Annotated in this window: 21 protein-coding genes; 9 read left to right on the top strand and 12 right to left on the bottom strand. The window is 73.6% G+C overall.

The genetic code is table 11. The annotated features are described in order from the left end of the window. Positions 1 to 19: 19 nt before the first annotated feature. Together FHX44_RS19320 and FHX44_RS19315 are read right to left on the bottom strand one after the other, a co-directional pair. Positions 20 to 625, bottom strand: a complete 606-nt coding sequence (locus FHX44_RS19320; protein ID WP_147261311.1) for a nucleotidyltransferase family protein — start codon at positions 623 to 625, stop codon at positions 20 to 22. Continuing rightward, the gene (locus FHX44_RS19315; RefSeq protein ID WP_147257072.1) at positions 622 to 822 is read right to left on the bottom strand and encodes a hypothetical protein; all 201 of its coding nucleotides are present in this window, start codon (positions 820 to 822) and stop codon (positions 622 to 624) included. Before FHX44_RS19315 ends, FHX44_RS19320 begins: the two co-directional genes overlap by 4 nt. 194 nt (positions 823 to 1,016) lie before the next feature. Between FHX44_RS19315 and FHX44_RS19310 the strand changes: the two genes are divergently transcribed. After that, a complete protein-coding gene (locus FHX44_RS19310) occupies positions 1,017 to 3,260 on the top strand; it encodes a helicase-associated domain-containing protein (RefSeq protein ID WP_147257071.1) in 2,244 nt (747 codons plus the stop codon). Positions 3,261 to 3,363: 103 nt separating this feature from the next. Here FHX44_RS19310 and FHX44_RS19305 read toward each other — a convergent pair whose 3' ends face one another. From FHX44_RS19305 to FHX44_RS19290, 4 genes are all read right to left on the bottom strand, one after another. Continuing rightward, positions 3,364 to 3,975, bottom strand: coding sequence for a GTP-binding protein (locus tag FHX44_RS19305; protein ID WP_147257070.1), 612 nt, complete (start codon positions 3,973 to 3,975; stop codon positions 3,364 to 3,366). Then, complete coding sequence (locus FHX44_RS19300; protein WP_147257069.1) at positions 3,956 to 4,582, bottom strand: DUF742 domain-containing protein; 627 nt, start codon at positions 4,580 to 4,582, stop codon at positions 3,956 to 3,958. Before FHX44_RS19300 ends, FHX44_RS19305 begins: the two co-directional genes overlap by 20 nt. Before the next feature lie 153 nt (positions 4,583 to 4,735). After that, positions 4,736 to 5,158, bottom strand: coding sequence for a roadblock/LC7 domain-containing protein (locus FHX44_RS19295; RefSeq protein ID WP_075953485.1), 423 nt, complete (start codon positions 5,156 to 5,158; stop codon positions 4,736 to 4,738). Next, entirely contained in the window at positions 5,155 to 9,114 is a 3,960-nt protein-coding gene (locus FHX44_RS19290) for a sensor histidine kinase (protein WP_170308963.1), read from the bottom strand. Before FHX44_RS19290 ends, FHX44_RS19295 begins: the two co-directional genes overlap by 4 nt. A 443-nt stretch (positions 9,115 to 9,557) precedes the next feature. Here FHX44_RS19290 and FHX44_RS19285 point away from each other — a divergent pair, with 443 nt between their 5' ends. The 4 genes from FHX44_RS19285 (at position 9,558) to FHX44_RS19270 (ending at position 13,405) form a co-directional block, all read left to right on the top strand. Continuing rightward, positions 9,558 to 11,219 (top strand): DNA repair helicase XPB, encoded by a 1,662-nt coding sequence (locus tag FHX44_RS19285; RefSeq protein ID WP_147257067.1) that lies wholly within the window; start codon positions 9,558 to 9,560, stop codon positions 11,217 to 11,219. A gap of 123 nt (positions 11,220 to 11,342) precedes the next feature. Further along, positions 11,343 to 11,522, top strand: a complete 180-nt coding sequence (locus FHX44_RS19280) for a hypothetical protein (RefSeq protein ID WP_147257066.1) — start codon at positions 11,343 to 11,345, stop codon at positions 11,520 to 11,522. A gap of 78 nt (positions 11,523 to 11,600) precedes the next feature. Continuing rightward, a complete protein-coding gene (locus tag FHX44_RS19275) occupies positions 11,601 to 12,785 on the top strand; it encodes a GAF domain-containing sensor histidine kinase (protein WP_147257065.1) in 1,185 nt (394 codons plus the stop codon). Beyond that, positions 12,782 to 13,405 (top strand): response regulator, encoded by a 624-nt coding sequence (locus tag FHX44_RS19270; protein ID WP_147257064.1) that lies wholly within the window; start codon positions 12,782 to 12,784, stop codon positions 13,403 to 13,405. The genes FHX44_RS19275 and FHX44_RS19270 overlap by 4 nt, the downstream gene beginning before the upstream one ends. Positions 13,406 to 13,813: 408 nt before the next feature. Here the strand turns inward: FHX44_RS19270 and FHX44_RS19265 are convergent, their stop codons facing one another. The 3 genes from FHX44_RS19265 to moeA form a co-directional block, all read right to left on the bottom strand. Further along, entirely contained in the window at positions 13,814 to 14,812 is a 999-nt protein-coding gene (locus FHX44_RS19265; RefSeq protein WP_147257063.1) for a CDP-alcohol phosphatidyltransferase family protein, read from the bottom strand. After that, on the bottom strand, positions 14,809 to 15,606 hold the full coding sequence (locus tag FHX44_RS19260; RefSeq protein WP_147257062.1) for a phosphatidylserine decarboxylase: 798 nt from the start codon (positions 15,604 to 15,606) through the stop codon (positions 14,809 to 14,811). The genes FHX44_RS19265 and FHX44_RS19260 overlap by 4 nt, the downstream gene beginning before the upstream one ends. Before the next feature lie 413 nt (positions 15,607 to 16,019). Continuing rightward, positions 16,020 to 17,243, bottom strand: coding sequence for a molybdopterin molybdotransferase MoeA (gene moeA / locus FHX44_RS19255; RefSeq protein WP_147257061.1), 1,224 nt, complete (start codon positions 17,241 to 17,243; stop codon positions 16,020 to 16,022). A 160-nt stretch (positions 17,244 to 17,403) separates the two neighbouring features. Between moeA and FHX44_RS19250 the strand changes: the two genes are divergently transcribed. From FHX44_RS19250 to FHX44_RS19240, 3 genes are all read left to right on the top strand, one after another. Continuing rightward, on the top strand, positions 17,404 to 17,610 hold the full coding sequence (locus FHX44_RS19250) for a cold-shock protein (protein WP_147257060.1): 207 nt from the start codon (positions 17,404 to 17,406) through the stop codon (positions 17,608 to 17,610). A 251-nt stretch (positions 17,611 to 17,861) separates the two neighbouring features. Beyond that, a complete protein-coding gene (gene groL / locus FHX44_RS19245) occupies positions 17,862 to 19,493 on the top strand; it encodes a chaperonin GroEL (RefSeq protein ID WP_147257059.1) in 1,632 nt (543 codons plus the stop codon). A gap of 297 nt (positions 19,494 to 19,790) precedes the next feature. Next, entirely contained in the window at positions 19,791 to 20,855 is a 1,065-nt protein-coding gene (locus FHX44_RS19240; RefSeq protein ID WP_147257058.1) for a LacI family DNA-binding transcriptional regulator, read from the top strand. Here the strand turns inward: FHX44_RS19240 and FHX44_RS19235 are convergent. Next, positions 20,837 to 21,613, bottom strand: a complete 777-nt coding sequence (locus FHX44_RS19235; RefSeq protein WP_147257057.1) for a helix-turn-helix transcriptional regulator — start codon at positions 21,611 to 21,613, stop codon at positions 20,837 to 20,839. The two genes, FHX44_RS19240 and FHX44_RS19235, sit on opposite strands and share 19 nt — an antisense overlap. Before the next feature lie 49 nt (positions 21,614 to 21,662). Here FHX44_RS19235 and FHX44_RS19230 point away from each other — a divergent pair, with 49 nt between their 5' ends. After that, entirely contained in the window at positions 21,663 to 22,070 is a 408-nt protein-coding gene (locus FHX44_RS19230) for a DUF2000 family protein (RefSeq protein WP_147257056.1), read from the top strand. On the opposite strand, the gene FHX44_RS19225 is transcribed toward FHX44_RS19230, so the two are convergent. Both FHX44_RS19225 and FHX44_RS19220 read right to left on the bottom strand, forming a co-directional pair. Beyond that, the gene (locus tag FHX44_RS19225; protein WP_147257055.1) at positions 22,045 to 22,971 is read right to left on the bottom strand and encodes an LLM class flavin-dependent oxidoreductase; all 927 of its coding nucleotides are present in this window, start codon (positions 22,969 to 22,971) and stop codon (positions 22,045 to 22,047) included. The two genes, FHX44_RS19230 and FHX44_RS19225, sit on opposite strands and share 26 nt — an antisense overlap. Next, positions 22,964 to 24,076: an NAD(P)/FAD-dependent oxidoreductase gene (locus FHX44_RS19220; RefSeq protein WP_147257054.1), complete on the bottom strand. Its 1,113-nt coding sequence runs from the start codon at positions 24,074 to 24,076 to the stop codon at positions 22,964 to 22,966. Before FHX44_RS19220 ends, FHX44_RS19225 begins: the two co-directional genes overlap by 8 nt. Between the last annotated feature and the right edge of the window lie 47 nt (positions 24,077 to 24,123).

Below are 24,123 nucleotides of genomic sequence, written 5' to 3'. Positions count from 1 at the left end.
CCGCGCTCGCGCACCGACCTCAGTCGGTGTGCGAGCGCGGAATTCGTTGTGCGACACGATCGAGCTGCTCCGGCGTGTCCACGTCGTCCGGCACGGCGAGGTCGCCGCACTCGATCAGTTCCAGGTCCGGGTGGCCCGACAGGTACGTGCGGGCGCCGGAGTCGCCAGTTGCCGCGTCCCGGACACCGGGCCAGTGGGCCCGCCCGAGCAGCACCGGATGGGCCGGCCGACCCTCGTAGGCCGCGCGGGCGAGCACATCGGGGGAGGACAGGACCGCGAGGCGGGCCACTGCCGCAGGGGTGACCCCGGGCAGATCCACCAGGTGCACGAGCGCGGCGTCCGGCACCGGATCCAGCCCTTCGAGCGCGGCGAGCCCGGCGCGGAGGGACGCGCCCATGCCCTCTTCCCAGTCCGGAGCGAGAACCGCACGCACACCGGACGGCAGCAGCGGCTCGACCTCCTCGGCCGCAGCACCGAGGACGGCCAGCAGCGGCGTGCAGCCGCCGCCGGCGAGCACCTCGACGGCCCGCCGGACGAGCGGCTCGCCGTCGAACCGCACGAGCGCCTTGGGCCGGCCCATCCGCCTGCCGGCGCCTGCGGCGAGCAGCAGCCCGGCGGGGGCTATCGGTTGATCTCCGTCCTGGGGTGGACGTAAGGCACCTCGTCGAGCGGGAACTCCACGTCCCCGAACGGGGAGAGCGAGCCCTGAAGCGGGCTGGCGAGCTCGGTGACGGGGTGCTCGCCGTCGGGAAGTTCCGGCCACGTCGGGTCGATCCGGCGGGAGCGCTCGGCCACTGTGTCCTCCTCGTTCTCGGTGGTCACCAGCAGTATCCCGCACCGGCTGCCGAGCCGTCGCGGACTACCGTGGAAGCGATGCCCACCAGAGTGTCCCGCCCGGCGGGGCTCGGCTCGTCCCTCGACGGCCCGGCCGCCCGCCGGCTGCGTTGTCGGCAGGCCCGAGTACGCCCAGTACGCGGGCCTGCCTCCGCCTTGCCCGCGGACGGCTGGATCCGCCGATGAACGCACCAGCCCCACCGGGCGGGACACTGGTCGACTGGCTGCGCGCCCAGGACGACGAGACGCTCGCCACGCTGCTGCGGCTGCGCCCCGACCTCGGCGTGCCGCCGCCCGCGGACCTCGTCGTGCTGGCCACCCGGGCCGGCGTCCGCGCCTCCGTGCACCGCGCCTGCGACGACCTCGACAGCGTCACGCTCGCCGTGCTGGAGGCCGCCGTCGTCGCCGACGCCGACACCACGCCCGTCGCCGCCGCCGAGCTCGCCCGGCTGCTCGGCCCCGACCTGCCCGCCGGCACGCTCGACGCGGCGCTCCGGGCCCTGCGGGCCCGCGCGCTGCTCTGGGGTCCCGACGACGCGCTCTCGCTCGTACCCGCCGCCCGCGATGTGGTGCCGCGGCATCCCGGTGGCCTCGGGAGGCCTGCCTCCGGGCCCGCCGGGTCGTCCGCGCTGCCGGAGCTGCTCGCCGCCGTCACGCCCGAGGAGCGCCGCGTGCTGGAGGCCTTGGCCGCAGGCCCCCCGATCGGGCGCAGCCGATCGGGCACCGACCCCGACAGCCCGGTCGGGCGGTTGCTCGCTCGCGGGCTGCTGCTGCGCGTCGACTCCGAGACCGTCGAGCTGCCCCGCCAGGTCGGCCTCGCGCTGCGCGGCGACCGGCCGATGGGTCAGGTCCCGGTCGCGCCGCCTGACGTCGGCGCCGTGGACCGGGGCTCGGGAGTCGTCGACCGCACGGCCGGTGGCGCCGCGTTGGAGGTGCTGCGCCGCCTCGACCTGCTGATCGCCTTCTGGGCCCACACGCCGCCGCCCGTGCTGCGCTCCGGCGGCCTCGGCGTGCGCGAGCTGCGCAGGGCCGCCCGCGAGATGGACACCGACGAGACCACGGCGGCCCTGCTCGTCGAGCTCGCCCTCGCCGCCGACCTCGTGGGCGAGAGCGACGGAGTAGCTCCCGACTGGGTGCCCACCACCACCGCGGACGTGTGGGCGGCCGGCGGGCCGGAGACGCGCTGGTCGGCCATCGCCCGCACCTGGCTGGACCTGCCCCGCCTCCCCGGTCTCATCGGCCGCAAGGACGACGCCGGCCGCCCCATCTCCGCGCTCTCCGACGGCGTCCGCCGCCCGCTCGCGCCCCGAGACCGCCGCCGGGTGCTGGCCGGGCTCGCGGAGCTGCCACCCGGCACCGCACCAGCGTCCGCCACCGCGCTCGCCGACCTGCTCGCCTGGCGCGCCCCGCGGCGCGGCGGGCGGTTGCGCGACGAGCTCGTCACGTGGGTGCTCGCGGAGGCCACGGTGCTGGGCGTCGTGGCCCTCGACGCCATCACCGGGCCGGGTCGGGCGCTGCTCACCGATCCGGATCGGATCGTCGCCGCCCTGCGCGTCACGCTGCCCGAGCCGGTCGACCATGTACTCCTGCAGGCCGACCTCACCGCGGTCGCCCCCGGGCCCCTGGAGACCGCGCTGGCGCGCGAGCTGGACCTGGTGGCCGACGTCGAGTCGGCGGGCGGGGCCACGGTGTACCGCTTCACCGAGGCCACGATCCGCCGGGCACTCGACGCCGGGCGCTCGGCCGCAGATCTGCACGAGCTGTTCGCGAAGCGCTCGGCCACCCCGGTGCCGCAGGGCCTCACCTATCTCGTGGACGACGTGGCGCGCAGGCACGGGCAGCTCCGCGGCGGCGTGGCGGCCTCGTTCCTGCGCTCCGACGACGAGGTCCTCGTCGCCGAGGTGCTCGCCCACCCGGGCACCGCCGCACTCGAGCTGCGGCGCATCGCCCCGACGGTGCTCGTCTCCCCGCTGCCGCTGGCCGAGCTGCTGGACGCACTGCGCGCGGCAGGCTTCAGCCCGGCCGCGGAAGACACCGGAGGGGCCGTGCTCGACCTGAGCGACCGCGGCCGCCGCACGTCCCCCCGCCGCCGCACGGCGGCCCGAACGGGCCCTCCGGAACCGGACGCCGAGCAGCTCGCCGCGCTGGTGTCGCGCATGCGGGCGGGCGATGCGATGGCCGGGGTCCGCAGGGGCGCCTCCGCCGCCACCACCAACGGCTCGACGCTCGACATGCTCCGCTCGGCCGCGGCCGACCGCCGCAGCGTCTGGATCGGGTTCGTCGACGCCCACGGCGTGTCGAGCGAACGCGTGCTCGAACCGCATTCCGTCGGCGGTGGCGTGGTGGAGGGCCGCGACGCGGTGGACGGTGCGGTGTATCGGGTGCCGCTGCACCGCATCACCAGCATCGCGGCGGTGGAGGACTGACCCTGATACGAGCCCGTGCCTCGGTGTGAGCAGCACGCGGCCGCGTGGCCGTCCTTCTCGCGCCGACGGCCACCCGCCGCCCGAGGCCGGGCGGCGCCGTGGGTCAGCGCGCCCCTGCGGTCATCCGGTGGTGCATGGCGTGCTCCACCAGCGCGATCAGAGTCTGCTTCGTGGACTGGCGGTTGCGCGCGTCGCAGCTGATGATCGGGATGTTCGCGTCGATCGACATGGCTTCCCGCACGTCCTCGATGCGGTGCTGGAGCAGCCCGTCGAAGCAGTTCAGACCCACGATGTACGGCAGGCCGCGGTCCTCGAAGAAGTCGATCGCCGCGAACGAGTCGGCGAGCCGGCGGGTGTCCACCAGCACCACCGCGCCGATCGCACCGCGCACCAGGTCGTCCCACATGAACCAGAAGCGGTGCTGCCCGGGGGTGCCGAACAGGTACAGGATCAGGTCGGCGTCGAGCGAGACGCGACCGAAGTCCATCGCCACCGTGGTGGTCTGCTTGTTCGGCGTGGCGGCGAGATCGTCCACGCCCGCGCTGGCCTCGGTCATCACGGCCTCGGTGGTGAGCGGCATGATCTCGGACACCGAGCCGACGAACGTCGTCTTGCCGACACCGAAGCCGCCGGCCACCACGATCTTGGCGGAGATCGTGGCCGCCGTGGCGATCGCCGGGGGCCGGCCGGGGTAACTAGAGCCGACGGAGTCCACTCAACACCCTTTCCATCAATGCGAGATCCGGCTCGTTGCCGGTGCTGCTCGCTGTCTGGTGCACGGTCACCAGGTTGAGCCCAACCATGTCGCCCAGTACCACCCGGGCCACGCCGAGCGGAATCGACAGGAGGGCCGCGACTTCGGCGACCGACCGCGTCTGCTCGCAGAGCTCCGCGACGGCCCGGTGCTCCATCTGAAGCAGACCCATCTGGTCCTTGGCGCGCTGGCTGGTCGAGACGAGCGCCTCGATGGCCAGGTCGAGGCCTGACTTCGTGCGTCCGCGGGTCCAGGCGTACGGTCGGACGGCGGATGCCGCGCCCTCCAGCCCTCCCTGGTCTGCAGGGACCCCGCGCAGGTCGATCGGCGCCGTGGGCTGCCCGGGCAGCGGCGCCTGGGGCACCTGCGCCGGCTGCGGCGCCGGCATGGCCGCAGGAGCGGGCGCCTCCGCGACGGCGCCCTCGGGCGTGTCGACGTCGGTTCCCCGCCTGCGGCCCCACCGCCTGCGGCGGGACGAACGACCAGCGTCGAAGCTGAAGCCGTTCATGACGTCGGCGAAAGTCGGCTCCGACGGTTGCCGGCGCTCGTCGTCGGGACCGGTGCTCATCGCATGGCCTCGCTTCGCTCAGCCAGCCCGTCGTGAATGAACGCAGTGCGCAGGCGCTGCGACAATGGTTCGCTCGCAAGCTCGCTCACGGGACGTTCACCTGCTTCCTGCCGATCGATGGCTGCGGTGTGTGGTGGACCGGGCGGTGACCGCTCAGCGGCCGAACGTTCCCTGCAGTTCGGCGCGCAGCTCGGGGGTGAGCAGCTGACCGACCCTGTCGACCAGCAGCGTCATCTCGTATCCGATCAGGCCGATGTCACAACTCGGTGACGCCAGCACCGCGAGGCAGGAACCGTCGCTGATCGACATCAGGAGCACGATGCCGCGATCCATCTCGACGACCGTCTGGACCACACCGCCAGCGTCGAAGCAACGCGCCGCGCCCTGGGTGAGGCTGACCAGACCCGACGCAACCGCGGCGAGCTGATCGGCGCGGTCGCGCGGGAGCCGGTCGGATGCCGTGAGCAGCAGACCGTCTGCGGACACGACGATGGCGTGGGCCACGCCGGGCACACGCTCCGCGAAGTTCGTGACCAGCCATCCGAACCGGCTCGGCTGGACCTGTGGCACCGTCATGAGGACTCCTCGTCGTGATTACCACCCGCATTGGCGGGACCCGTACCACCGTTGTGCTGCTGAGCGCCGCGACCCCTGCTCTCGCGACCCTGGCGAACGCCCTGCTGGTAGCTCGCGAGACGGCCACGGATGCTCTCCGCGCTGCGAGTGGAACCTGCCGGCGGTGCCAGTACCGAAGATCCTGCACTGCCGGGCACCAGTCGCGCACGCGGCCGACGCTTCGGCAACCCGGCCGCCGTGAGCTCGTCAGGACGCTCCTCGAGCGCGCCGCTGGCAGCCCGCCATCCCTCGTCGGCCATGCTCGCGAACTCGTGCTCGGCGGGCGGCTGTGGCTGCTGCTGCGGCTGTGGCTGCTGCGGCTCGGGCGCCGGCGTGATCGGAACCTCCGCGGTGGGCGGCGGTGCCGGGACCGGAGCCGGAGCGGGCCGCGGGGACGGCGCGGGCCGCGGAGTCGGCCGCGGCGCCGCGGGCGGCGGAGCCGCAGGCGGCCGGGCGGCAGGCGGTGCAGCAGGCGGCGGAGCGGCAGGCGGTGCAGCGGGCGACGGGGCAGCGGGCGGCGATGCACTCGGCCCGGCCTCGGCCCGCGCGGTGCCGTTCTGCTGCTCGTACTCGACCGGGATCTGCCGGTTCGAGCGGAACCACGCCGACGCGATCTCCTCGAAGATCGGGGTGGTCTCCCCGAGATCGAACCCGGTGGCCGGCCGGCTGCCGATACCGGGAATGGGAGCTTCGGAGATGACCGGCACGCTGGGCGCGAAGAGCGTGTCGGCATCCGACGCCTGCGGTGCCGACTCGGCCGCCGGGGCCTGCTCCTGGGCCGGCGCGGCGCCGGCCTGGGAGAACGGCCGCGGTGTCGGCCGCGGCGTGGGCCGGGGAGCCGGCTGCGGGGCCGGCGCCTGCGCCGCGGGCTGCTGGTGGTCCGGCTGCCGCGGTGCAGACTCCTCCTCCGCCTGCTCCTGCGCTGTCGCCTGCGATTCGGTGGACCGGGCCTCGGGCTGCTGCGTCGCGGGCTGCTGCGGCTCCGCCGACGCGCGGCGCACCACGGGCATGGGCATCGTGGGCGGGGACACCGCGGCAGCGCCCTCGCTGCTGCGCTGCTGACCCGCGAACGGCTGCTCCGCCTTCTCCTGCTCACCCTGCGACGGCCCGGCCCAGTCGGCCGCGGCCCGCCGCTCCCGCTCCGGCTGCCGGGACGGCGGCGCCTGCCGGGACCGCGTGGCAGGCGGCTGGGCGGAAGGCGGCTGGGTGGCTGCCGGCGGGGCGGGGTCGGGCTCGGCGGCCGGCTGCTGCTGCGCCGACTGCTGCTGCGCCGCTCGCTGCTGCTCCTGCTGGGACGGGGTCTGCTCCGCCGCGGGCCACGACGGCAGCCCGGGCCGGCCGGGCGTGCGCCGCGGCAGGCCGGAGGGGGTGGGGGGCGCGACGGGCGGCACGGCCTGCCCGTTCACCGGCTTCCCGGACTGCGGGTCGTGCTCCGCGCCGGTGGCCGATCGGTCCGTGTCCTGGTCCGTGCCCTGGTCTGCGCCCGGGTCCGAGCCGCCGGCGAGGCCGACGGCGTGGCCGTTGCGGGGCTCGGCGCTGCCCTGCTCGGGCATCGCGGCGGCCGCCTCCTCCGCGCGGGCGGCCGCGGCCCGTGCCGCGGCCTCCTGGTCGCGACGGGCCTGCGCGGCGACCTCGCGAGCCTGCTCCTCGGGGGGTTCGGTACCGCCGCGCTCGGAGCGGTCGCCACCCTCGGGAGGTCCGGACGGGCCGCCGGGGCGGAGGGTGGATCCCGGGCGCCTGCTGGGCAGGGCCGGCGGCTGGTTGCCGACCGGGCCGCCGGGCGGCGGGGTGAACAGCTGCCCGTCGCCGCCCACCGGCGCGTCGAAGACACCCGTGGGGTTGGCGGTGCCGTCGGTGCCGGCGATCAGCGCAGAGAGCCCACCGCTGCGCCCAGTGCCGTTGACACCGCGCTGCGGCGGCACCGCGGGACGCCCGCCCCCAGCGCCCGCGACGAGGGGGAGGCTCGCGGTGCGGCTCAGCTCGACCGGCTCGATGGACGGGATGAGGTGCGCCGGAACGGTGACCGAAGCGGTGAGGCCGGATCCCTGGCCGCCCGCCGACGAGCTCAGGCGGACGCCGATGCCGTGGCGGGTGGCGAGGCGGCCGACCACGAACAGGCCCATCCGCCGCGACGCCGACACGTCCACCGACGACGGCCCGCCGAGGCGCTGGTTGGCGTCGGCCAGCTCGTGCTCGGCCATGCCGACGCCGCGGTCGGCGATCTCGACCACGATCGACCCGTCGCTGGCGCGAGCGGTGCTCATGACCACCTGCGAGTCGGGCGGGGAGAAGTTGGTGGCGTTGTCCAGCAGCTCGGCCAGCAGGTGCACGACGTCGGAGGCCGCGCGCCCGGCGACCGTGGCGGTGGGCGGGGTCTGCACGACGATCCGCTGGTAGGACTCGACCTCCGACACCGCGGCCCGGAGCACGTCGACCATCGGCACCGGCGCGATGTTGCGCTTGGCGAGGTCGGTGCCGGCGAGGACCAGCAGGTTCTCGCTGTTGCGCCGCATACGGGTGGCGAGGTGGTCGAGCTGGAAGAGGTTCGCCAGCTGGTCGGAGTCCTGCTCGTTGCTCTCCAGCTGCTCGATCAGCTGCAGCTGGCGTTCGACGAGCGCCTGGCTGCGGCGGGAGAGGTTGACGAACATCGCGCTGACCCCCGCCTGCAGGGCGGCCTGCTCGGCCGCGAGGCGGACGGCCTGCCCGTGCACCGCGTCGAACGCGCGGGCCACCTGGCCGACCTCGTCGCGCCCGACGAGGGGCACCGGGTCGACGGTGACGTCCGGGGCGTGCCCGGCGCGCATGCGCTCGACGGCCTCCGGCAGCCGCCGCTCGGCGACGTCGAGGGCGGACGAGCGCAGCACCCGCAGCGAACGGATCAGGGCGCGGGCGAGGAGCACCGCCACCGCGATACCGGCCAGGAGGCCCAGCATCAGGACCACGGCGTTGACGCCGGCGAGGTTGCTGGCCTCCTCCTCGGCCGCGACGCTCGCCGCCACCAGCTCGTTGCGCAGCAGGTCGCCGGAGCGTTCGACCGCGGCGCGGGAGCCGTTGTAGGCGGTGTCCCACTCGTACGACGGGACGGTGATCGGCCGGTCCGGTGGCGTGCCGACGATGGTCGCCTCGAGCCGCTCGCGCTGGGCGTTGGCCGCGTCGTCGAGGAAGTTGCCGAACCGGACGAACTGCTCGGCCGTGAGCGCGGCCTGGTAGTCGCGGAACGCCCCCTCGAGCTCGGTGTCGGTGCCGACCTCGGTGGCGTCGGCGGGCGGCAGGCTGCCCGAGCGGATGGCCGCACCGAGGATCGTGTGCTGCACGGCGAGCTGCTCGCCTGCGGCCTTGACCGCGTTGAGCGCGTCGGCGAGGCCCGCGGTGCCCGGGGTGCGCACCTCGCGCAGCAGGGCGCGGTCGAGGACGTCGAGGCTCGTGATCACCTCGCTGTAGCGGTCGAGGATCTGCCTGCTGCCGATGCTCGGGTTGTCGGTGACGTCGGCGCGCAGGTTCTGCAGCTGGCCGATCTGTCCCTTGGTCTGGGCCAGGGCCGAGAGGCTGGTGGGCTCGAGCCCGGGGGCGCCCTCCAGCGCGGCGAGCATCTCCTCGGCCTCGGCCTCGCTCTGGTTGAAGCCGATCTCGAGGACGCCGCGGTCACCCTGGCGCCCGCCCGCCACGAAGAGCGTTGCCTCGTCCCGTTCCTGGCGGAGGGCGTCCGCGGTGCCGGCCACCCGCTGCTGCACCTCGACCAGTTCGGTGCTCTGCCCGAGCTCGGCGGCAGCCCCTGCCTGGTCGGAGACGCGCAGGATGCCGAGGGCCAGAGCGAGCAGTGCGGGAACTATCCCGACCACCACCAGCTTGGCCGTCAGCGTCCAGTTACGCGGGTTCAGCCGCTCGGACCAGGACTGCCTGGTCTCGGTGCTGGTCACGTCAACGTCCCCCTGAGGATTGCCGGCGACGATCTGCCGCACTCTGGCACGCACACGCAACTATTCGCGAGTGCGAGCCGGACGAGCTGCGGCCCCTGGTCGGTGGGTGGCCGGGTACGGGCGTGATGCCCGGGCAACAAGAGCATCGGGTCGATCCGTCGCGCCTTCGGTCGGGGGCGAACCGGTCGGGTGTCCCGGCCCGCGTCGTGCGCGCTCCGATCCGACACGCGCCCTCTGGGGAAGGGCGTTGACCTCCCGGACCCGGTACGATCGCGGTGGCACACGTGCGCTCTCGGACAGAGCCCGGGAAGTATAGCCCGAGCTCAGAGGGCCCCCATCCGTCGAGGTCGGCATCGCCGATTCGTTCCCCCGAATGGACCTACCAAGCACGCTGTGTAGCGTCTCTCGGGGCTCCATTCGCCTGCAAGGAGTACGCACCGATCATGACCGACGGGCCGCTCATCGTCCAGTCCGACAAGACGTTGCTGCTCGAGGTCGACCACCCCGACGCCCCGGCAGCGCGCGCCGCGATCGCGCCGTTCGCCGAGCTCGAGCGCGCGCCTGAGCACGTCCACACCTACCGCGTCACCCCCCTCGCCCTGTGGAACGCCCGCGCCGCGGGCCACGACGCCGAGCAGGTGGTCGACGCGCTCGTCCGCTACTCGCGGTACGCCGTCCCGCAGCCGCTGCTCGTCGACGTCGTCGACACGATGGGCCGCTACGGGCGCCTGCAGCTCACCAACTCGCCGGTGCACGGGCTCGTGATGGTCGCGCTCGACCGCGCGGTGCTGGAGGAGGTGCTCCGCCAGAAGAAGATCGCCCCGCTGCTGGGCAACCGCATCGACGACGACACCGTCGCCGTGCACCCCTCCGAGCGCGGGCACCTCAAGCAGGCGCTGCTCAAGATCGGCTGGCCCGCCGAGGACCTCGCGGGCTACGTCGACGGGGAGGCGCACCCCATCGCGCTGGCCGAGGACGGCTGGTCGCTGCGCAGTTACCAGCGCGAGGCCGTCGAGGGCTTCTGGGCGGGCGGCTCCGGCGTGGTGGTGCTGCCGTGCGGGGCCGGCAAGACGCTCGTGGGTGCGGCGGCGATGGCGCAGGCCCAGGCCACCACGCTGATCCTGGTGACGAACACCGTGGCGGGCCGCCAGTGGAAGCGCGAGCTGGTGGCGCGCACCAGCCTCACCGAGGACGAGATCGGCGAGTACTCGGGCGAGCGCAAGGAGATCCGCCCGGTCACGATCGCGACCTACCAGGTGATGACCCGCAAGAGCAAGGGCGAGTACAAGCACCTCGACCTGTTCGACTCGCGGGACTGGGGCCTGATCATCTACGACGAGGTGCACCTGCTGCCGGCGCCGGTCTTCCGGATGACGGCCGACCTGCAGTCGCGGCGGCGCCTCGGCCTCACCGCCACCCTCGTCCGCGAGGACGGCCGCGAGGGCGACGTCTTCTCCCTCATCGGCCCGAAGCGCTACGACGCGCCGTGGCGCGACATCGAGCAGCAGGGCTGGATCGCCCCGGCCGAGTGCACCGAGGTGCGCGTCACGCTCACCGACAACGAGCGGATGGGCTACGCGGTCGCCGAGGCGGAGGAGCGCTACCGGGTGGCCTCCACGGCGCACACGAAGCTCGCCGTCGTGAAGGGCATCCTCGGGCGCCATCCCGGCGAGCCGGCGCTCGTCATCGGGGCGTACCTCGAACAGCTGGACGAGCTGGGGCAGGTGCTGGACGCCCCCGTGATCCAGGGGTCCACGAAGAACCGCGAGCGGGAGGCGCTGTACGACTCCTTCCGCCGGGGAGAGCTCCCGGTGCTGGTGGTGAGCAAGGTGGCCAACTTCTCCATCGACCTGCCCGAGGCCAGCGTCGCCATCCAGGTCTCCGGCACGTTCGGCTCCCGCCAGGAGGAGGCGCAGCGGCTCGGCAGGCTGCTGCGGCCCAAGGCCGACGGCCGGCAGGCCCACTTCTACTCGGTCGTCTCGCGCGACACCCTCGACACCGACTACGCCGCGCACCGGCAGCGCTTCCTCGCGGAGCAGGGCTACGCCTACCGGATCGTCGACGCCGACGACCTGCTCGGACCCGCTGTGCCCGATGTGAGCTGAACGGGCGAGCCGGCGTATTTCTGTCACCCGTCCCGGTGTCCTCGCTGTGCACGAGCTCTGGGCAGGTAGGACACTGGCGGCGCCCGCGACCAGGGAGCGGTCATCAGCACACTCGGCTGGATCATGGTCGTGGCGGCGGTCTGGCTGGCCGTCGCCGCGGTCGTCGGCGTGCTCATCGGCCGGATGATCCGCGAGCGGGACCGTCAGGTGCCCCCTGCTCCCGAGCCGCCACCGGCGACCGACGCCGAGACGCACGCCCGGACGCACCGGGTGCACGGCCGGGGCAGGCAGCGCCGCTCGTGACGGCCCACTCGGAGAAGCTCTGCGCACCCTCTGCATTCGGGGCTGTCGCAGGCTCGTGACCTGTGTCATCGTCCGCGGATGGCGTCGAGTGGGGAAGCCGCGGCGGAGCGGGTCCTCGGGCAGGAGCACCTGCTCAACACGCTGCTCGCCGAGCGCGACGGGCTGCTGTCGGTGCTCGACCGGGTGCTGGCGCTGCACGGCACCGCACGGCTGATCCGCGAGGCCGCCGGGGCCGACGCGGGGTTCGTCGCCGAGGTCGAGGGCACCTCACAGGCCGTCATCAGGTGGCTGGCCGGCAACCGCACCGACTCCCTGCAGGACCTCGCCGTGCCGATCGGGCAGGGTGTCGGCGGCCGGGTGCTGGCCCTGGGTCGCCCGGTGCGGGTCAGTGACTACGTCACCGCGCGCACCATCACCCACCAGTTCGACGGGCTCGTGAGCCGTGAGGACATGTCCGCGATGCTCGCGGTCCCGATCCTGGAGGACCGGCCAGGGAGCACCCGCACGGTCGCCGTCGCGTACGCGGCCCTGCGCGGACCCGGCCAGTTCGGTGACGATGCCGTCCGCGCCGTGCAGGCGGTGGCGGCCGACGCGGCCCGTGCGCTGCGCCTCGCGGACCGGGCCGCGCTGGTCCAGGCAACTGCCGTGGCGGCGGAACGGCAGCGGATGCAGGCGGCGCTGCACGACTCGGTCGGCGCCATGCTGTTCTCGATCGGTGCCCAGGTCCGCGACCTGCGCTCGACGCTGCCGGACAACCCGATCCTGCGTTCCCGGCTGGGGCGCCTCGAGTCCGACATCTCGGCGGCGTCGCTCGCGCTGCGCGAGGCGCTACTGGCACTCGCCGAGTCGAGTCCCGAGCGTGCGCTGCCGATCGAGATCGCCGAGCACTGCCGCAGCTTCGAGGCGCGCACCGGCGTGCCGGCGAGGTTCATCCAGCTGGGGCAGGTTCCCCCGCTGGACGCCGAGCGGACGACGTTGCTGATCAGCGCGGTGCGGGAGGGCCTGCTCAACGTCGAGAAGCACGCCGAGGCCGCCGCCGTCGTGGTCAGCCTCGGCGAGGTCGACGGTGGGGTGCAGGTCGCGGTGGCCGACGACGGTGCCGTGCGCCGGGCGGACGGCGGCGAGGAACCGGGCGACGGCACCGGGCTGGGCGTCCGGCTGCTGGCGGACAAGGCGTCCCGGCTCGGCGGCCGGGCGAGTCTCGTGCACGACGAGGACGGAGGCACGACCCTGCGGCTACTGGTGCCCGGACCGCCCCGATGACCCCGGCCCGCGTCATGGTGGTGGACGACCACCCGGTCGTCCGCGACGGCGTCGCGCTGCTGCTGCGGAACGAGCCGGCGCTGGTCGTCGTCGGGTCGGCGGAGAGCGGGCGGGCGGCGCTCGAGCGGGCCGCCGCGCTGCGTCCCGATCTGGTGCTGCTCGACCTGCGACTGCCCGACATGCTCGCGCCCGAGGTGGTGTCCGGGTTGCGGGCAGCGGTGCCCGCGGCTCGGGTGGTTGTCTTCACCGCCCACGGCGACCACCACGGGGTGCAGGCCGCCCTCGACGCGGGCGCGCACGGCGCGTTGCTCAAGGACGCCGCCGTCACCGACCTCGTGGCGGCGTTGCGCCGCGTGCTGCGCGGCGAGCGCGTGTGCGATCCGCGGATGGTGCCCGACGAGCCCCCCGGCCGGTCCGCGCTGGCCCGCAGCGGGCTGACCCGGCGCGAGTACGAGGTGCTGCGCCTCGCCGCGCAGGGCCGCACCAACCCGGAGATCGCCGAGACCACCGGCCTGACCCGCAACACCGTGAAGACGTACCTGCAGTCGGCGCTGCACAAGCTGGGCGCCCGCAACCGCGTGGAGGCGATCGGCAAGGCGAGCGAGGCCGGGCTGCTGTAGTAGTTGCAGCCGGAGTTCATGACGGTCGGTAGGCCCTTGATCGGCAGTCGGTACGAGAACGGCCGGATACGAGGGTGTTGCCGAATGAAGCGCGCCTCTTCGGCAAGGTGGTGATCATTCCGAGATGAGCACCGCCGCCCGCGTGGGGGCGCTGAGGCGCATCTCGCGCCGATCGTGAGGGCCGTCGCCGGTGCTGCCACCCTCGCCTGACCCGAGATCGGTGGTTTGGCGCGTTCCTGGCCGTATTCGGCCGTCTTCGCACCGAAGCATTGATCATGCCCGCCCACACCGCCTGGTCAAGCAGCGCCATCGTCCCCGCCGCCCAGACCACCTCGGCGCCCGGATTCGGCGACACCTTCATATGACCGTTGTCGCGCCGAACCGCCGATCACGGGGCGCCGGTGCGTTTCAGCGGCGGCGGGCGCGGCGGAGGCCGAGGCGCAGGCGGCTGCGCCCCGGCTGGGCCGCGGGCCCGGGCGCGCGCCCGTTGCCGGGGCGGGCGGCGCGTTGCATGACGCCTGCCGGGTCGTCGCCGAACCGGCGCATGGCGCGGGCGACGGCGCTGGCCCGCCCGGCCACGCGGTGCCGGAGCGGCGACCGGAGCCCGAGCCGCCGGGCCGAGCGCGCAGCCCGCGCGATCGCCCGCCGCTCCCTGACCGGCACACCCCATGCCTCCGGGTGCCGGGTGAGCCAGTGGTGCCGGTGCGCCGTGTAGGGGATCGAGCCGAGGTAGACCAGCGCCACGATGCCCAGCCCGAGGAACGGCACGGTGATGAGCACGGCCGCGGCGATCGCGACGAGCACCAGCAGCGGCGCGATGTAGTTCGGTGACACCCGGACGCTCTTGAACGACAAGGTGGGCAGTCGGCTCACCATGAGCGCCGCGATGACGAGCGCCCACCCGGCCACCAGCGGTGGAGCCGACCACCAGCCGGGCCCGAAGTGCAGCGTGACGTAGAGCGGGATCCCGGCCGACATGGCGGCGGCGGGCGCGGGCACGCCGACGAAGAACTCCCGCGTGAACGGGAACTCGTCCTCGACGTCGAGGAGCGTGTTGAAGCGGGCGAGCCGCAGCATCATGCAGACGGCGAAGACGAGCGCGACGATCCAGCCGTACTGATTGCCCTCCAGCCCCCAGATGTAGAGGACGAGCGCGGGCGCGACGCCGAACGAGACGAGGTCGGCGAGCGAGTCGAGCTCGGCCCCGATCCGGGTGGTGGCGTCGAGGAGGCGGGCGAGCCTGCCGTCCAGCGCGTCGCACAGCGCGGCGGCCCCGACGGCGGCGACGCACAGCTCGAACCGTCCGCTGAGCGCGAAGTACACCGCCGACAGGCCGGAGCACAGCGCGAGGACGGTGACGGCGTTCGGCAACAGCCGCACTCCCGCGCGGTAGTTGGGGGCGGTCATCTGACGCTCCTGGGGAGTTCGGCCAGCACCGTCTCGCCGCCGATCGTGCGCTGCCCCGGCGCGACCGTGACGCGCGATCCGGGCGGCAGGTAGACGTCGACGCGCGAACCGAAGCGGATGAGCCCGAACGTCTCGCCGGCGGCGACCTCGTCGCCGGGGCCGATGTCGCAGACGATGCGGCGTGCGAGCAGCCCTGCGATCTGGACGACACCGAGCCGCGTGCCGTCCGTCGTCTCGAACAGCACGGCGTTGCGCTCGTTGTCCTCACTGGCCTTGTCGAGGTCGGCGGAGAGGAAGGTGCCGGGCCGGTAGGACACGTCGAGCACCCTGCCGTCGACCGGCACCCGCTGCACGTGCACGTCCAGAACGGACAGGAAGACGCTGACGCGCGGCGCGGGTTCCGGTGGAAGGTCCAGTTCGGCGGGGGGCGGGACGTCCGAGACCGTGGCCACCGTGCCGTCGGCCGCGGCGAGCACGACCCCGGTGAGCGGGGGACGCACCCGGCGGGGATTGCGGAAGAACAGGGCGGTGGCCGCGGTGGCGAGCAGGCCCGCGACGGCGCCTCGACCCGTCGCTACCCGGACGGCGGCGGCCGCGCCCGCAACCGCCGCGACGAGCGGGCGCCCGCCGGGGTGCATGGGCGGGATGGTGGCCCGGATCAGCCCGGCGACGTGCGGCAGCGACAACGCTGCGCCTGATTGCCTCCGCTGCGCTCCGGCGCGCTCGCGGGCCTCCTGAGGCCGCTCGCTGGGCAGGGCGGACGCGGCATCGACAGGTGGCCTCGGGTCGTGCATGGAAGCGGATCGGCTCCTCCGGCGTGGCGACCCCGTCGGGCCGCGGTGGCGGCGGCTACGGTACGCCAGGGAAGGTGGGCGCCTGCCGATGTGGTCACGTTCCGCGAACTCGCGGTGACGTGGGCAGGAACCGGGCAACGCAAAGGGCCGGGGCCGCCATCCCCCGAGACGACGACCCCGGCCGTGGAACCGCTCGTCCGCTCCCCAGCGACGGGCGGTAGGTCCAGTGCGTTGTGGCCCGGTTACCCGGTCCACTCCCGAATTATCCCCGAGCCCCCGTTCAATCGTCCAGGTCACAGGGTGAGGAACCCCGTGATGTGCACCGATCGGCCGAACGCTCACCAGTAAGACGCTCCGCAAGCTTCGATCGTTGCCTGCTTCGTTTGTGATCCGCACCACAATCTACTGGGCCATCACCCGTCCAGCAACCATGTCTCGACACGCGATCCCTCCGGCAGATCCGTGACGTCCTCGGGCACGACGACGAAGCACTCGGCCCGGGCGAGCGCGCCGAGCAGGTGCGACGCCGGCCCGCCGAGCTCCCGGACGGTGCCGTTCACCGCATCGAGGACGCCTCGCCGGAACTGCCTGCGCCCCGCGGGCGAGCTCCAGCGCTCACCCAGCGTGGCCGTCACGACCGGTCGGCGGGGATGCGGGTGCCCGAGCGCGGCCCGCAGCGCGGGCCGGACGAACACCTCGAACGACACGTGCGAGCTGACGGGGTTGCCGGGCAGCGTCACCACACCGACGCCGCCCAGCTCGGCCAGGCGTCCGGCGCCCTGGGGGCCGCCGGGCTGCATCGCGACCTTCACGAACTCGACGCCGCGGCCGGTGAAGGCGTCCTTCACGACCTCGTAGGCGCCTGCGCTCACCCCGCCCGACGTGAGCAGGAGGTCGACGCTGCCGTCGGCGAGCCGTTCACGGAGGCGCCCGAGGAACTGCTCGACGTCGTCGGGGACGAAGCGCAGCAGCTCCGCGCTGCCGCCTGCGTCCTCGACCGCGGCGGCGAGCATCGGCCCGTTCGACTCGTAGATCTGCCCGGGCCGCAGGGGCGTGCCGGGGGCGACGAGCTCCGACCCGGTGGAGAGCACGAGCACGCGGGGCCTGCGCCGGACCGGGACGGTCTCGCAGCCGACGGCCGCGGCCACGCCGACCTGCGGCGCCCCCAGCACCGTGCCGGCGCTCAGCACGACCTCGCCCGCCCGCACGTCCTCTCCCGCGCGCCGGATGTGCGCGCCCGGGGCGGGCGCGGCCGAGAGCCGCACGCGGTCGAGACCACCGTCCGTCTGCTCGACGGGGACGACGGCGTCCGCGCCGGCAGGCACCGGCGCCCCGGTCATGATCCGGTGGGTCGTGCCGGGGCGCAGCGGGGGGACGTCCGTGCGGCCCGCCGGGATGTCCGCCTCCACCGGCAGCTCCACGGGAGCGCCCGCCACTTCGGCGGCCCGTACGGCGTAGCCGTCCATCGCCGAGTTGTCGAACGAGGGGAGCGCGACGCCCGCCACGACATCGGCCGCCAGCACCCGCCCCCGGGCCTGCCCGACCGGGACGTCTTCGGCCGGCATCGGGGTCAGCAGCGCGGCGACGACCGCGCGGTGCTCGTCGACACTTCTCGGGGAGCTCGCCACGGGGGACATCGTGCCGGACCCCGCTCGCTCGTCCCGGACGAGAGGGGCGATCTGGGGTAGCGTCGGCCACGTCAGCGAGTCATCCCGGCGGCATGGTCGGTGGCACCAGGCCGCCCGAGATGGCTCGGTTAGCACAACTGCACGCGCAGTACTGCAACATGGAGGTGCCGTGGCCCAGGGCACGGTCAAGTGGTTCAACGCGGAGAAGGGCTTCGGCTTCATCGCCACCGACGGCGGGCCGGACGTCTTCGTGCACTACAGCGCGATCCAGTCCGAGGGTTTCCGCACCCTGGACGAGGGCGACCGCGTCGAGTTCGAGACGACGGCCGGTCGCGACGGGCGCAGCCAGGCCGACGCCGTCCGTCGGATCGGGTAGGGCGGCGACGCTCCACGGCGTATCGGGGGGATCGGCGAGCAGCCGGTCCCCCCGACCCGTCTCCACCGGGAGCCTCCGGCCGGGTCGCTTGCACTCGTATGCCACGAGTGCTAGAACCGGAACTGGCACTCGGGACGGTAGAGTGCCAATCGTCGGGCGGGTGAGATCGGCGCAGGGTTGTCGATCGTCCGTCGCGGGCGCGCGCTCGACACGAGACTTTCGGGTCATCCCAATCGGAGGACTACACCCCCATGGCGAAGCAGATCGCGTTCGACGAGGAGGCGCGCCGCGGGCTCGAGCGTGGCATGAACACCCTCGCCGATGCCGTGAAGGTGACGCTGGGCCCGCGCGGCCGCAACGTCGTGCTGGAGAAGAAGTGGGGCGCGCCCACCATCACCAACGATGGTGTGTCGATCGCCAAGGAGATCGAGCTCGAGGACCCCTGGGAGAAGATCGGGGCCGAGCTGGTCAAGGAGGTCGCCAAGAAGACCGACGACATCGCCGGTGACGGCACCACCACCGCCACCGTGCTGGCCCAGGCCCTCGTCCGCGAGGGGCTGCGCAACGTCGCCGCCGGCGCGAACCCCATGGCGCTGAAGCGGGGCATCGAGAAGGCCGTCGAGGCCGTCTCCGAGGCGCTGCTCAAGTCCGCCAAGGAGGTCGAGACCAAGGAGCAGATCGCGGCCACCGCGTCGATCTCCGCGGCCGACGCCACCATCGGCGAGCTGATCGCCGAGGCGATGGACAAGGTCGGCAAGGAAGGCGTCATCACCGTCGAGGAGTCGCAGACCTTCGGGCTGGAGCTGGAGCTCACCGAGGGCATGCGCTTCGACAAGGGCTACATCTCGCCCTACTTCGTCACCGACGCCGAGCGCATGGAGGCCGAGCTCGAGGACCCGTACATCCTCCTCGTCTCGGGCAAGATCTCCACGGTCAAGGACCTGCTCCCGCTGCTGGAGAAGGTCATGCAGACCGGCAAGCCGCTGGCGATCATCGCCGAGGACGTCGAGGGCGAGGCCCTGGCCACCCTGGTCGTCAACAAGATCCGCGGCACCTTCAAGTCCGTCGCCGTCAAGGCACCGGGCTTCGGTGACCGTCGCGAGGCGATGCTGACCGACATGGCCATCCTCACCGGTGGCGAGGTGATCTCGGAGAAGGTCGGCCTCAAGCTGGAGAACGCCGACCTGGGCCTGCTCGGCCGCGCCCGCAAGGTCGTGGTCACCAAGGACGAGACCACCATCGTCGACGGCTCCGGCGACGCCGACCAGATCGCCGGGCGGGTCAACCAGATCCGCTCCGAGATCGAACGCACCGACTCCGACTACGACCGCGAGAAGCTGCAGGAGCGGCTGGCCAAGCTGGCCGGCGGCGTCGCGGTCATCAAGGCAGGCGCGGCCACCGAGGTCGAGCTCAAGGAGCGCAAGCACCGCATCGAGGACGCGGTGCGCAACGCCAAGGCCGCGGTCGAGGAGGGCATCGTCGCCGGCGGCGGCGTCGCCCTGATCCAGGCCGGCGCGGGTCTGTTCGAGGGCCTGGGCCTGGACGGTGACGAGGCCACCGGCGCGAACATCGTCAAGGTCGCGCTGGAGGCCCCGCTCAAGCAGATCGCGGTCAACGCCGGCCTCGAGGGCGGCGTCGTCGCGGAGAAGGTCCGCGGCCTCAACGCCGGCGAGGGCCTGGACGCGGCCACCGGCGAGTACAAGGACCTGATCAAGGCCGGCATCATCGACCCCGCCAAGGTCACCCGCTCGGCCCTGCAGAACGCCGCCTCCATCGCGGCGCTGTTCCTCACCACCGAGGCCGTCATCGCCGACAAGCCGGAGAAGAACCCGGCTCCGGCCGGCGGCGACCCGTCGGGCGGCATGGGCGGCATGGACTTCTGAGTCCGCCCCAGCAGTACCCGCACGTCCCGCAGGGGCGGCACCCGCACCGGGTGCCGCCCCTGCGGCGTTGCGGGCGGGATCGGTTCCGCGTCCGGCCCTCCTGATCACGGGCCCGGAGCGTCTGCGAACCGGCTTTGCTGCAACCGCGAGCCGGTCTGACGCCCATCGGGGGAATGCGCATTCCTGCAGCGCGTGGGCGGGGTAGGCTCGCGCGACGCGGACCCGGTCGGGTCGCGTCGACACCAGCGTGGCGTCCGGCGGTCCCACCCGGTGTACCCCCAGGGAGGGAGGCCCGAGATGAGGGAGCGCGGCGATCGGATTCCCGGCGCGTCGGTCACCCTGCTCGACGTCGCCAAGGCGGCGGGCGTCTCGCTGGCCACGGCGTCGAGAGCGCTCAACGGCAGCACCCGGAGGGTGCGGCCCGACCTGCAGGAGCGCGTGCTCGCCGCGGCGGACGCGCTGCACTACTCGGCCAACGCCCAGGCGCAGGCCATGGCGCGGGGCCGCACGAACATCGTGGGGCTCGTGCTCAGCGACGTGGCCGATCCGTACTTCTCCTCCATCGCGGCCGGGGCGATCCGGGCCGCCGAGGAGGAGCAGCTCGTGGTCACGATGGCGTGCACGTTCGGGCGGGAGGAGCGCGAGCTCGACTACCTCGCGGCCCTGCGGGGGCAGCGCGCGCGAGCCGTGATCATCGTCGGGAGCCGGGTGCAGGACCGCGGCCTGCTCGACCGGCTGGGCGCAGAGGTGCGCGCGTTCGAGCAGGCAGGCGGGCGCGTGGCGTTCGTCAGCCAGCGCAAGATCCCGGCCGACACGGTGGTGGTGGAGAACCGGGGTGGGGCCCGGGCGCTGGCCGAGGCGCTCTGCGGGCTCGGCCACCGGCGGTTCGCGGTGCTCGCCGGACGGTCCGACCTCCTGACGGCTCGTGACCGCAGCGCCGGGTTCCGCGAGGGTGCCGCCCGCGCGGGGGTGCGGATCGACGCCGACGACGTCGTGTACGGCGGGTTCACCCGCGACGGCGGCTACGCGGCGATGAACGAGCTGCTCGAGCGCGGCACGGACGCCACGTGCGTCTTCGCGGTCAACGACGTGATGGCGGTGGGGGCGATGGCCGCGCTCCGCGACCGCGGGGTGGCGCTGCCGTCCGGGATGGCGGTGGCCGGCTTCGACGACATCGCCCCCCTGCGGGATGTCACCCCCGCCCTCACCACCGTGCGCCTGCCGCTGGAGGAGCTCGGCGCGGGCGCGTTGGAGATGGTGCTGCAGGAGCCGGCCGAGCAACCGCGGGTGCGCCGGGTGCGCGGGAAGGTCGTGCTGCGGGAGAGCACACCGCCGCTCGACGCTCAGGCGCCGCGGGCGTAGCGGCCGGGCGTCGTCCCGACCAGCCGCGTGAAGTGCCGGTGCAGGTGCGCCTGGTCGTGGAAGCCGACACCGGCGGCCACCTGCGCCACGGGCTCGCCGGTGAGCAGCCTGCGGCGGGCAGCCTCGACCCGCCGCCCGACGAGGTACCGGTGCGGCGGCAGCCCGTACGTTCGCGTGAACGTGCGCACCAGGTGCGCCGGGTGGGTGTGCAGCTGAGCGGCGGCATCGCGCAGGACCAGCCCCTCCACCATGCGGGCGTTGAGCAGGTCGCGCAGGTCGGCGGCCAGCCGGTCGGGCGCGGGTGGCGGCACGGGCGCCCGCAGGTGCTGCCGGATCCGGTCACCGATCAGGGCGAGGCGGCTCTCTGCCTCCAGCCCGGCCCCGGGTGTCTCCAGGACGCGGTGCAGCTGGTGGACGCGCGTGCGCAGCAGGGGGTCGGCGAGCGCGGGCGCATCGACGGCGCGCCCGGTGAGCGCGGTGTCGAGGACCTCGGCGTCCAGGTAGAGCACCCGCTTGCGGAAGCCGTGCGGTGTGGCAGAGCGCCCGGTGTGCGCGATGTTCGGCGGCAGCAGCGTGACGCCGGGGCGCAGGGCGCCGTGCTCGTGCCGGTCGAGGTCGTAGCGGATCGCGCCCTCGTCGACGACGAGCAACGTCCAGGTGTCGTGGGTGTGCTCGGGGTACGCGTGATCGGTGAACCACGCGTGGAAGACCTCCGCTATCCCGGGCACCCGCGGAGCCCACGCCCGCACGGCAGGCACGTGAAGAACGTACAAGACCGGGCACGGCGCGGGCGGGCACGCTCGGGACGTGCGTTTCGACACCAAGATCGCCGTGTTGCTGCGGGACGACCTGCAGGTCTGGCAGCGGCTGAACGTGACCGCGTTCCTGGCCAGCGGGATCGCTGCCAACACCGAGCTGCTCGGCGAGCCCTACACCGACGCGGACGGCACGTTGTACACGCCGATGTTCCGCCAGCCGGTGCTCGTCTTCACCGGCGGCTCCGACGTGATGGCTGCCGCCCACGAGCGGGCTGTGCGCCGCGGGCTGCCGACCGCCGTCTACACCGAGGAGATGTTCACGACCGGCCACGACGAGGCGAACCGGGCCGCCGTCCGGGCCGTCGCCTGCGACGATCTGAAGCTGGTCGGGCTGGCGGTGCACGGGCCCCGCAACGCCGTGGACAAGGTGCTCAAGGGCGCGACGCTGCACCCGTGAGCGCGACCGCCTCGCGCACCGCGGGCACGATGTCCCGGGCCCAGCGGGCGAGCGATGTGGCGTCCGGGGTGCCCCCGCTCGGCGAGAAGAGCATGAAACCCGACGCGCCGTGCTCCAGCACCGCTCCGGTCAGCTCCTCGACCCACTGCTCCGTCGAGCCGCCGACCCAGCGGCCATCGCCGTCGCGCGTGGCGGGGAGCGGCCGGTCGGTGATCCGCCCGGGGAAGTTGAAGATCGTGCGGACCTCGCGGGGATCGCGGCCGACCGCGGCGGCCGCGTCGTCGATCACCGGCCGCGACGACCGGTAGCGCTCGCTGAGCCAGTCGGCCGCGTGTCCTGGCAGCCAGCCGTCGGCGACGCGTCCGGTGGCGGCGAGGGACTTCGGGCCGACCGACCCGGTCCACACGGGCGGGGCCGCCGCCGGTGCCGGCTCGATCCGGTCGACCCGGTGGTACCGGCCCTCGAAGGTGACCGCAGGCCCGCCTCCCGACAGCTTCCTGATCAGGACGATCGCCTCCTCGAAGGCCTTCACGGCCTCGTCGGGCGCGAGCCGCGGCACACCCATGTCGGAGATCCGGTCCCAGAGTCCTCCGGCGCCCATCCCGAGCACGACGCGGCCGCCGGAGAGCGCCGAGAGCGACGTGACCGTCCGCGCGAGCATCGGAGCGGGACGCAGCGGCAGGTTGGTGACGTTGGCGAAGCCCGCGATGCGCTGGGTGCCGCCGAGGAGGAACCCGACGGCGGCGTAGGCGTCGAGGCGACCGCCGAGGTACGGGTGGTCCGACAGGGAGAAGAGGTCGAGCCCGTCCCGGTCGGCCTGCTGCACCATGTGCAGCAGCTCCGGCCCTTCCTCCACCGTGCTGTGGGCGCCGAAGCCGAAGACGACCTCGTGGTCAGGCATCGGCCTTCTCCTCTCGTGCGGTGCCGAACAGCGCGGCGAACTTGCCGACGCCCAGGTCGGCGCCCTTGTACTCGGCGACCGTCGTCGCCGGGGCCGCCACCGGACCGTCCGGTGTGGGCAGCTGGCCGACACCGCGACGCGGGCCGAGCGGGAGGAGGATCACCGGGTCGGGAGCCGGCTCATAGGTGGCGGTGGGCTGCTCGCCGCGCAGCTGAGCGGTGATGTTCTGCGCCACCACCTCGGCGTGCTGCATCGCGTGGCGGGCCATCTTCGCCTCGCTGACGTCGGTGATGTCGCCGATCGCGTAGACGTGGCCGTACCCGTGGACGGCGAGGTTCTCGTCGACCCGGACCTGTCCCCGTGGCGTGCGCGTCGTGAGCCTGCCGTCGGCGAGGTGTTCGCTGTTGATGTGCACGCCGTGGGCGCGGAACCAGATGTCGGCCATGAGCTGGTCGCCATCGGTGGTGGTGACGGTGAACGTCTCGGCCTGGCCGGGCTCCGGCGGCGGTGGCGCGGTGAGCAGCGTGCCGAGCCGCAGCCGGATGTCCAGCTCGTGGAGCTGGCGGTGGAGGTCCTCGCGCATCTCCGGCCGGAAGGCGGAGAGGAGCCGTTCGTTCGGGTCGATGACCGTGACCTGCTTGTGCGGCCATTCCGCCTTGATCTCCCCGGCCAGTTCCAGGCCGACCGGCCCGGCGCCCGCGATCAGCACGCGCTCCGCGCCGACCAGTTCCTTGTGGGTCCTGCGGAGGTCGTCGAGCGCCTCGCCCGTGGATTCAACACCGGGCTTGCCCGGGTGGGCGTAGCTGGAACCCGTGGCCAGGACCAGGTAGTCCGCCTCGACCCGCCTTCCCGAGGCCAGCTCGACACCGCGGGGATCCACCGAGACCGCACGGTCGCGGATCACGGTTCCCCGCGCGAGCAGGGTGTCGTAGGGGAAGAAGATGTTGTGCGCCCAGTCGGGCCGGGCAAGGGCTCGCAGTGACCCTGCCGAGTGGACGAACGCGTCCCGGGGATCGATGAGGACGACGTCCGCCTCGACGTCCAGTGCCTTGGCGACCGCCGAGCCCCCATACCCGCCGCCGACGACGACCACGGTAGGACTCATGACTCACACTCCAGACCGATCGAGAAGTTCGTGCCACGAACTATATT

The organism is Pseudonocardia hierapolitana (genome assembly GCF_007994075.1).
GTDB lineage: Bacteria > Actinomycetota > Actinomycetes > Mycobacteriales > Pseudonocardiaceae > Pseudonocardia > Pseudonocardia hierapolitana.
Note: the sequence above shows the minus strand (reverse complement) of the source record. Positions and strands in the feature narration are given on the sequence as shown.

Coding starts and splice junctions, on each gene's coding strand:
- FHX44_RS19300 (WP_147257069.1), bottom strand. CDS start 4,582: ATGAGCACCGGTCCCGACGACGAGCGCCGGCAACCGTCGGAGCCGACT.
- FHX44_RS19310 (WP_147257071.1), top strand. CDS start 1,017: ATGAACGCACCAGCCCCACCGGGCGGGACACTGGTCGACTGGCTGCGC.
- FHX44_RS19265 (WP_147257063.1), bottom strand. CDS start 14,812: ATGACCGCCCCCAACTACCGCGCGGGAGTGCGGCTGTTGCCGAACGCC.
- FHX44_RS19285 (WP_147257067.1), top strand. CDS start 9,558: ATGACCGACGGGCCGCTCATCGTCCAGTCCGACAAGACGTTGCTGCTC.
- FHX44_RS19270 (WP_147257064.1), top strand. CDS start 12,782: ATGACCCCGGCCCGCGTCATGGTGGTGGACGACCACCCGGTCGTCCGC.
- FHX44_RS19225 (WP_147257055.1), bottom strand. CDS start 22,971: ATGCCTGACCACGAGGTCGTCTTCGGCTTCGGCGCCCACAGCACGGTG.
- FHX44_RS19275 (WP_147257065.1), top strand. CDS start 11,601: ATGGCGTCGAGTGGGGAAGCCGCGGCGGAGCGGGTCCTCGGGCAGGAG.
- FHX44_RS19260 (WP_147257062.1), bottom strand. CDS start 15,606: ATGCACGACCCGAGGCCACCTGTCGATGCCGCGTCCGCCCTGCCCAGC.
- FHX44_RS19240 (WP_147257058.1), top strand. CDS start 19,791: ATGAGGGAGCGCGGCGATCGGATTCCCGGCGCGTCGGTCACCCTGCTC.
- groL (WP_147257059.1), top strand. CDS start 17,862: ATGGCGAAGCAGATCGCGTTCGACGAGGAGGCGCGCCGCGGGCTCGAG.
- FHX44_RS19295 (WP_075953485.1), bottom strand. CDS start 5,158: ATGACGGTGCCACAGGTCCAGCCGAGCCGGTTCGGATGGCTGGTCACG.
- FHX44_RS19220 (WP_147257054.1), bottom strand. CDS start 24,076: ATGAGTCCTACCGTGGTCGTCGTCGGCGGCGGGTATGGGGGCTCGGCG.
- moeA (WP_147257061.1), bottom strand. CDS start 17,243: ATGTCCCCCGTGGCGAGCTCCCCGAGAAGTGTCGACGAGCACCGCGCG.
- FHX44_RS19280 (WP_147257066.1), top strand. CDS start 11,343: ATGGTCGTGGCGGCGGTCTGGCTGGCCGTCGCCGCGGTCGTCGGCGTG.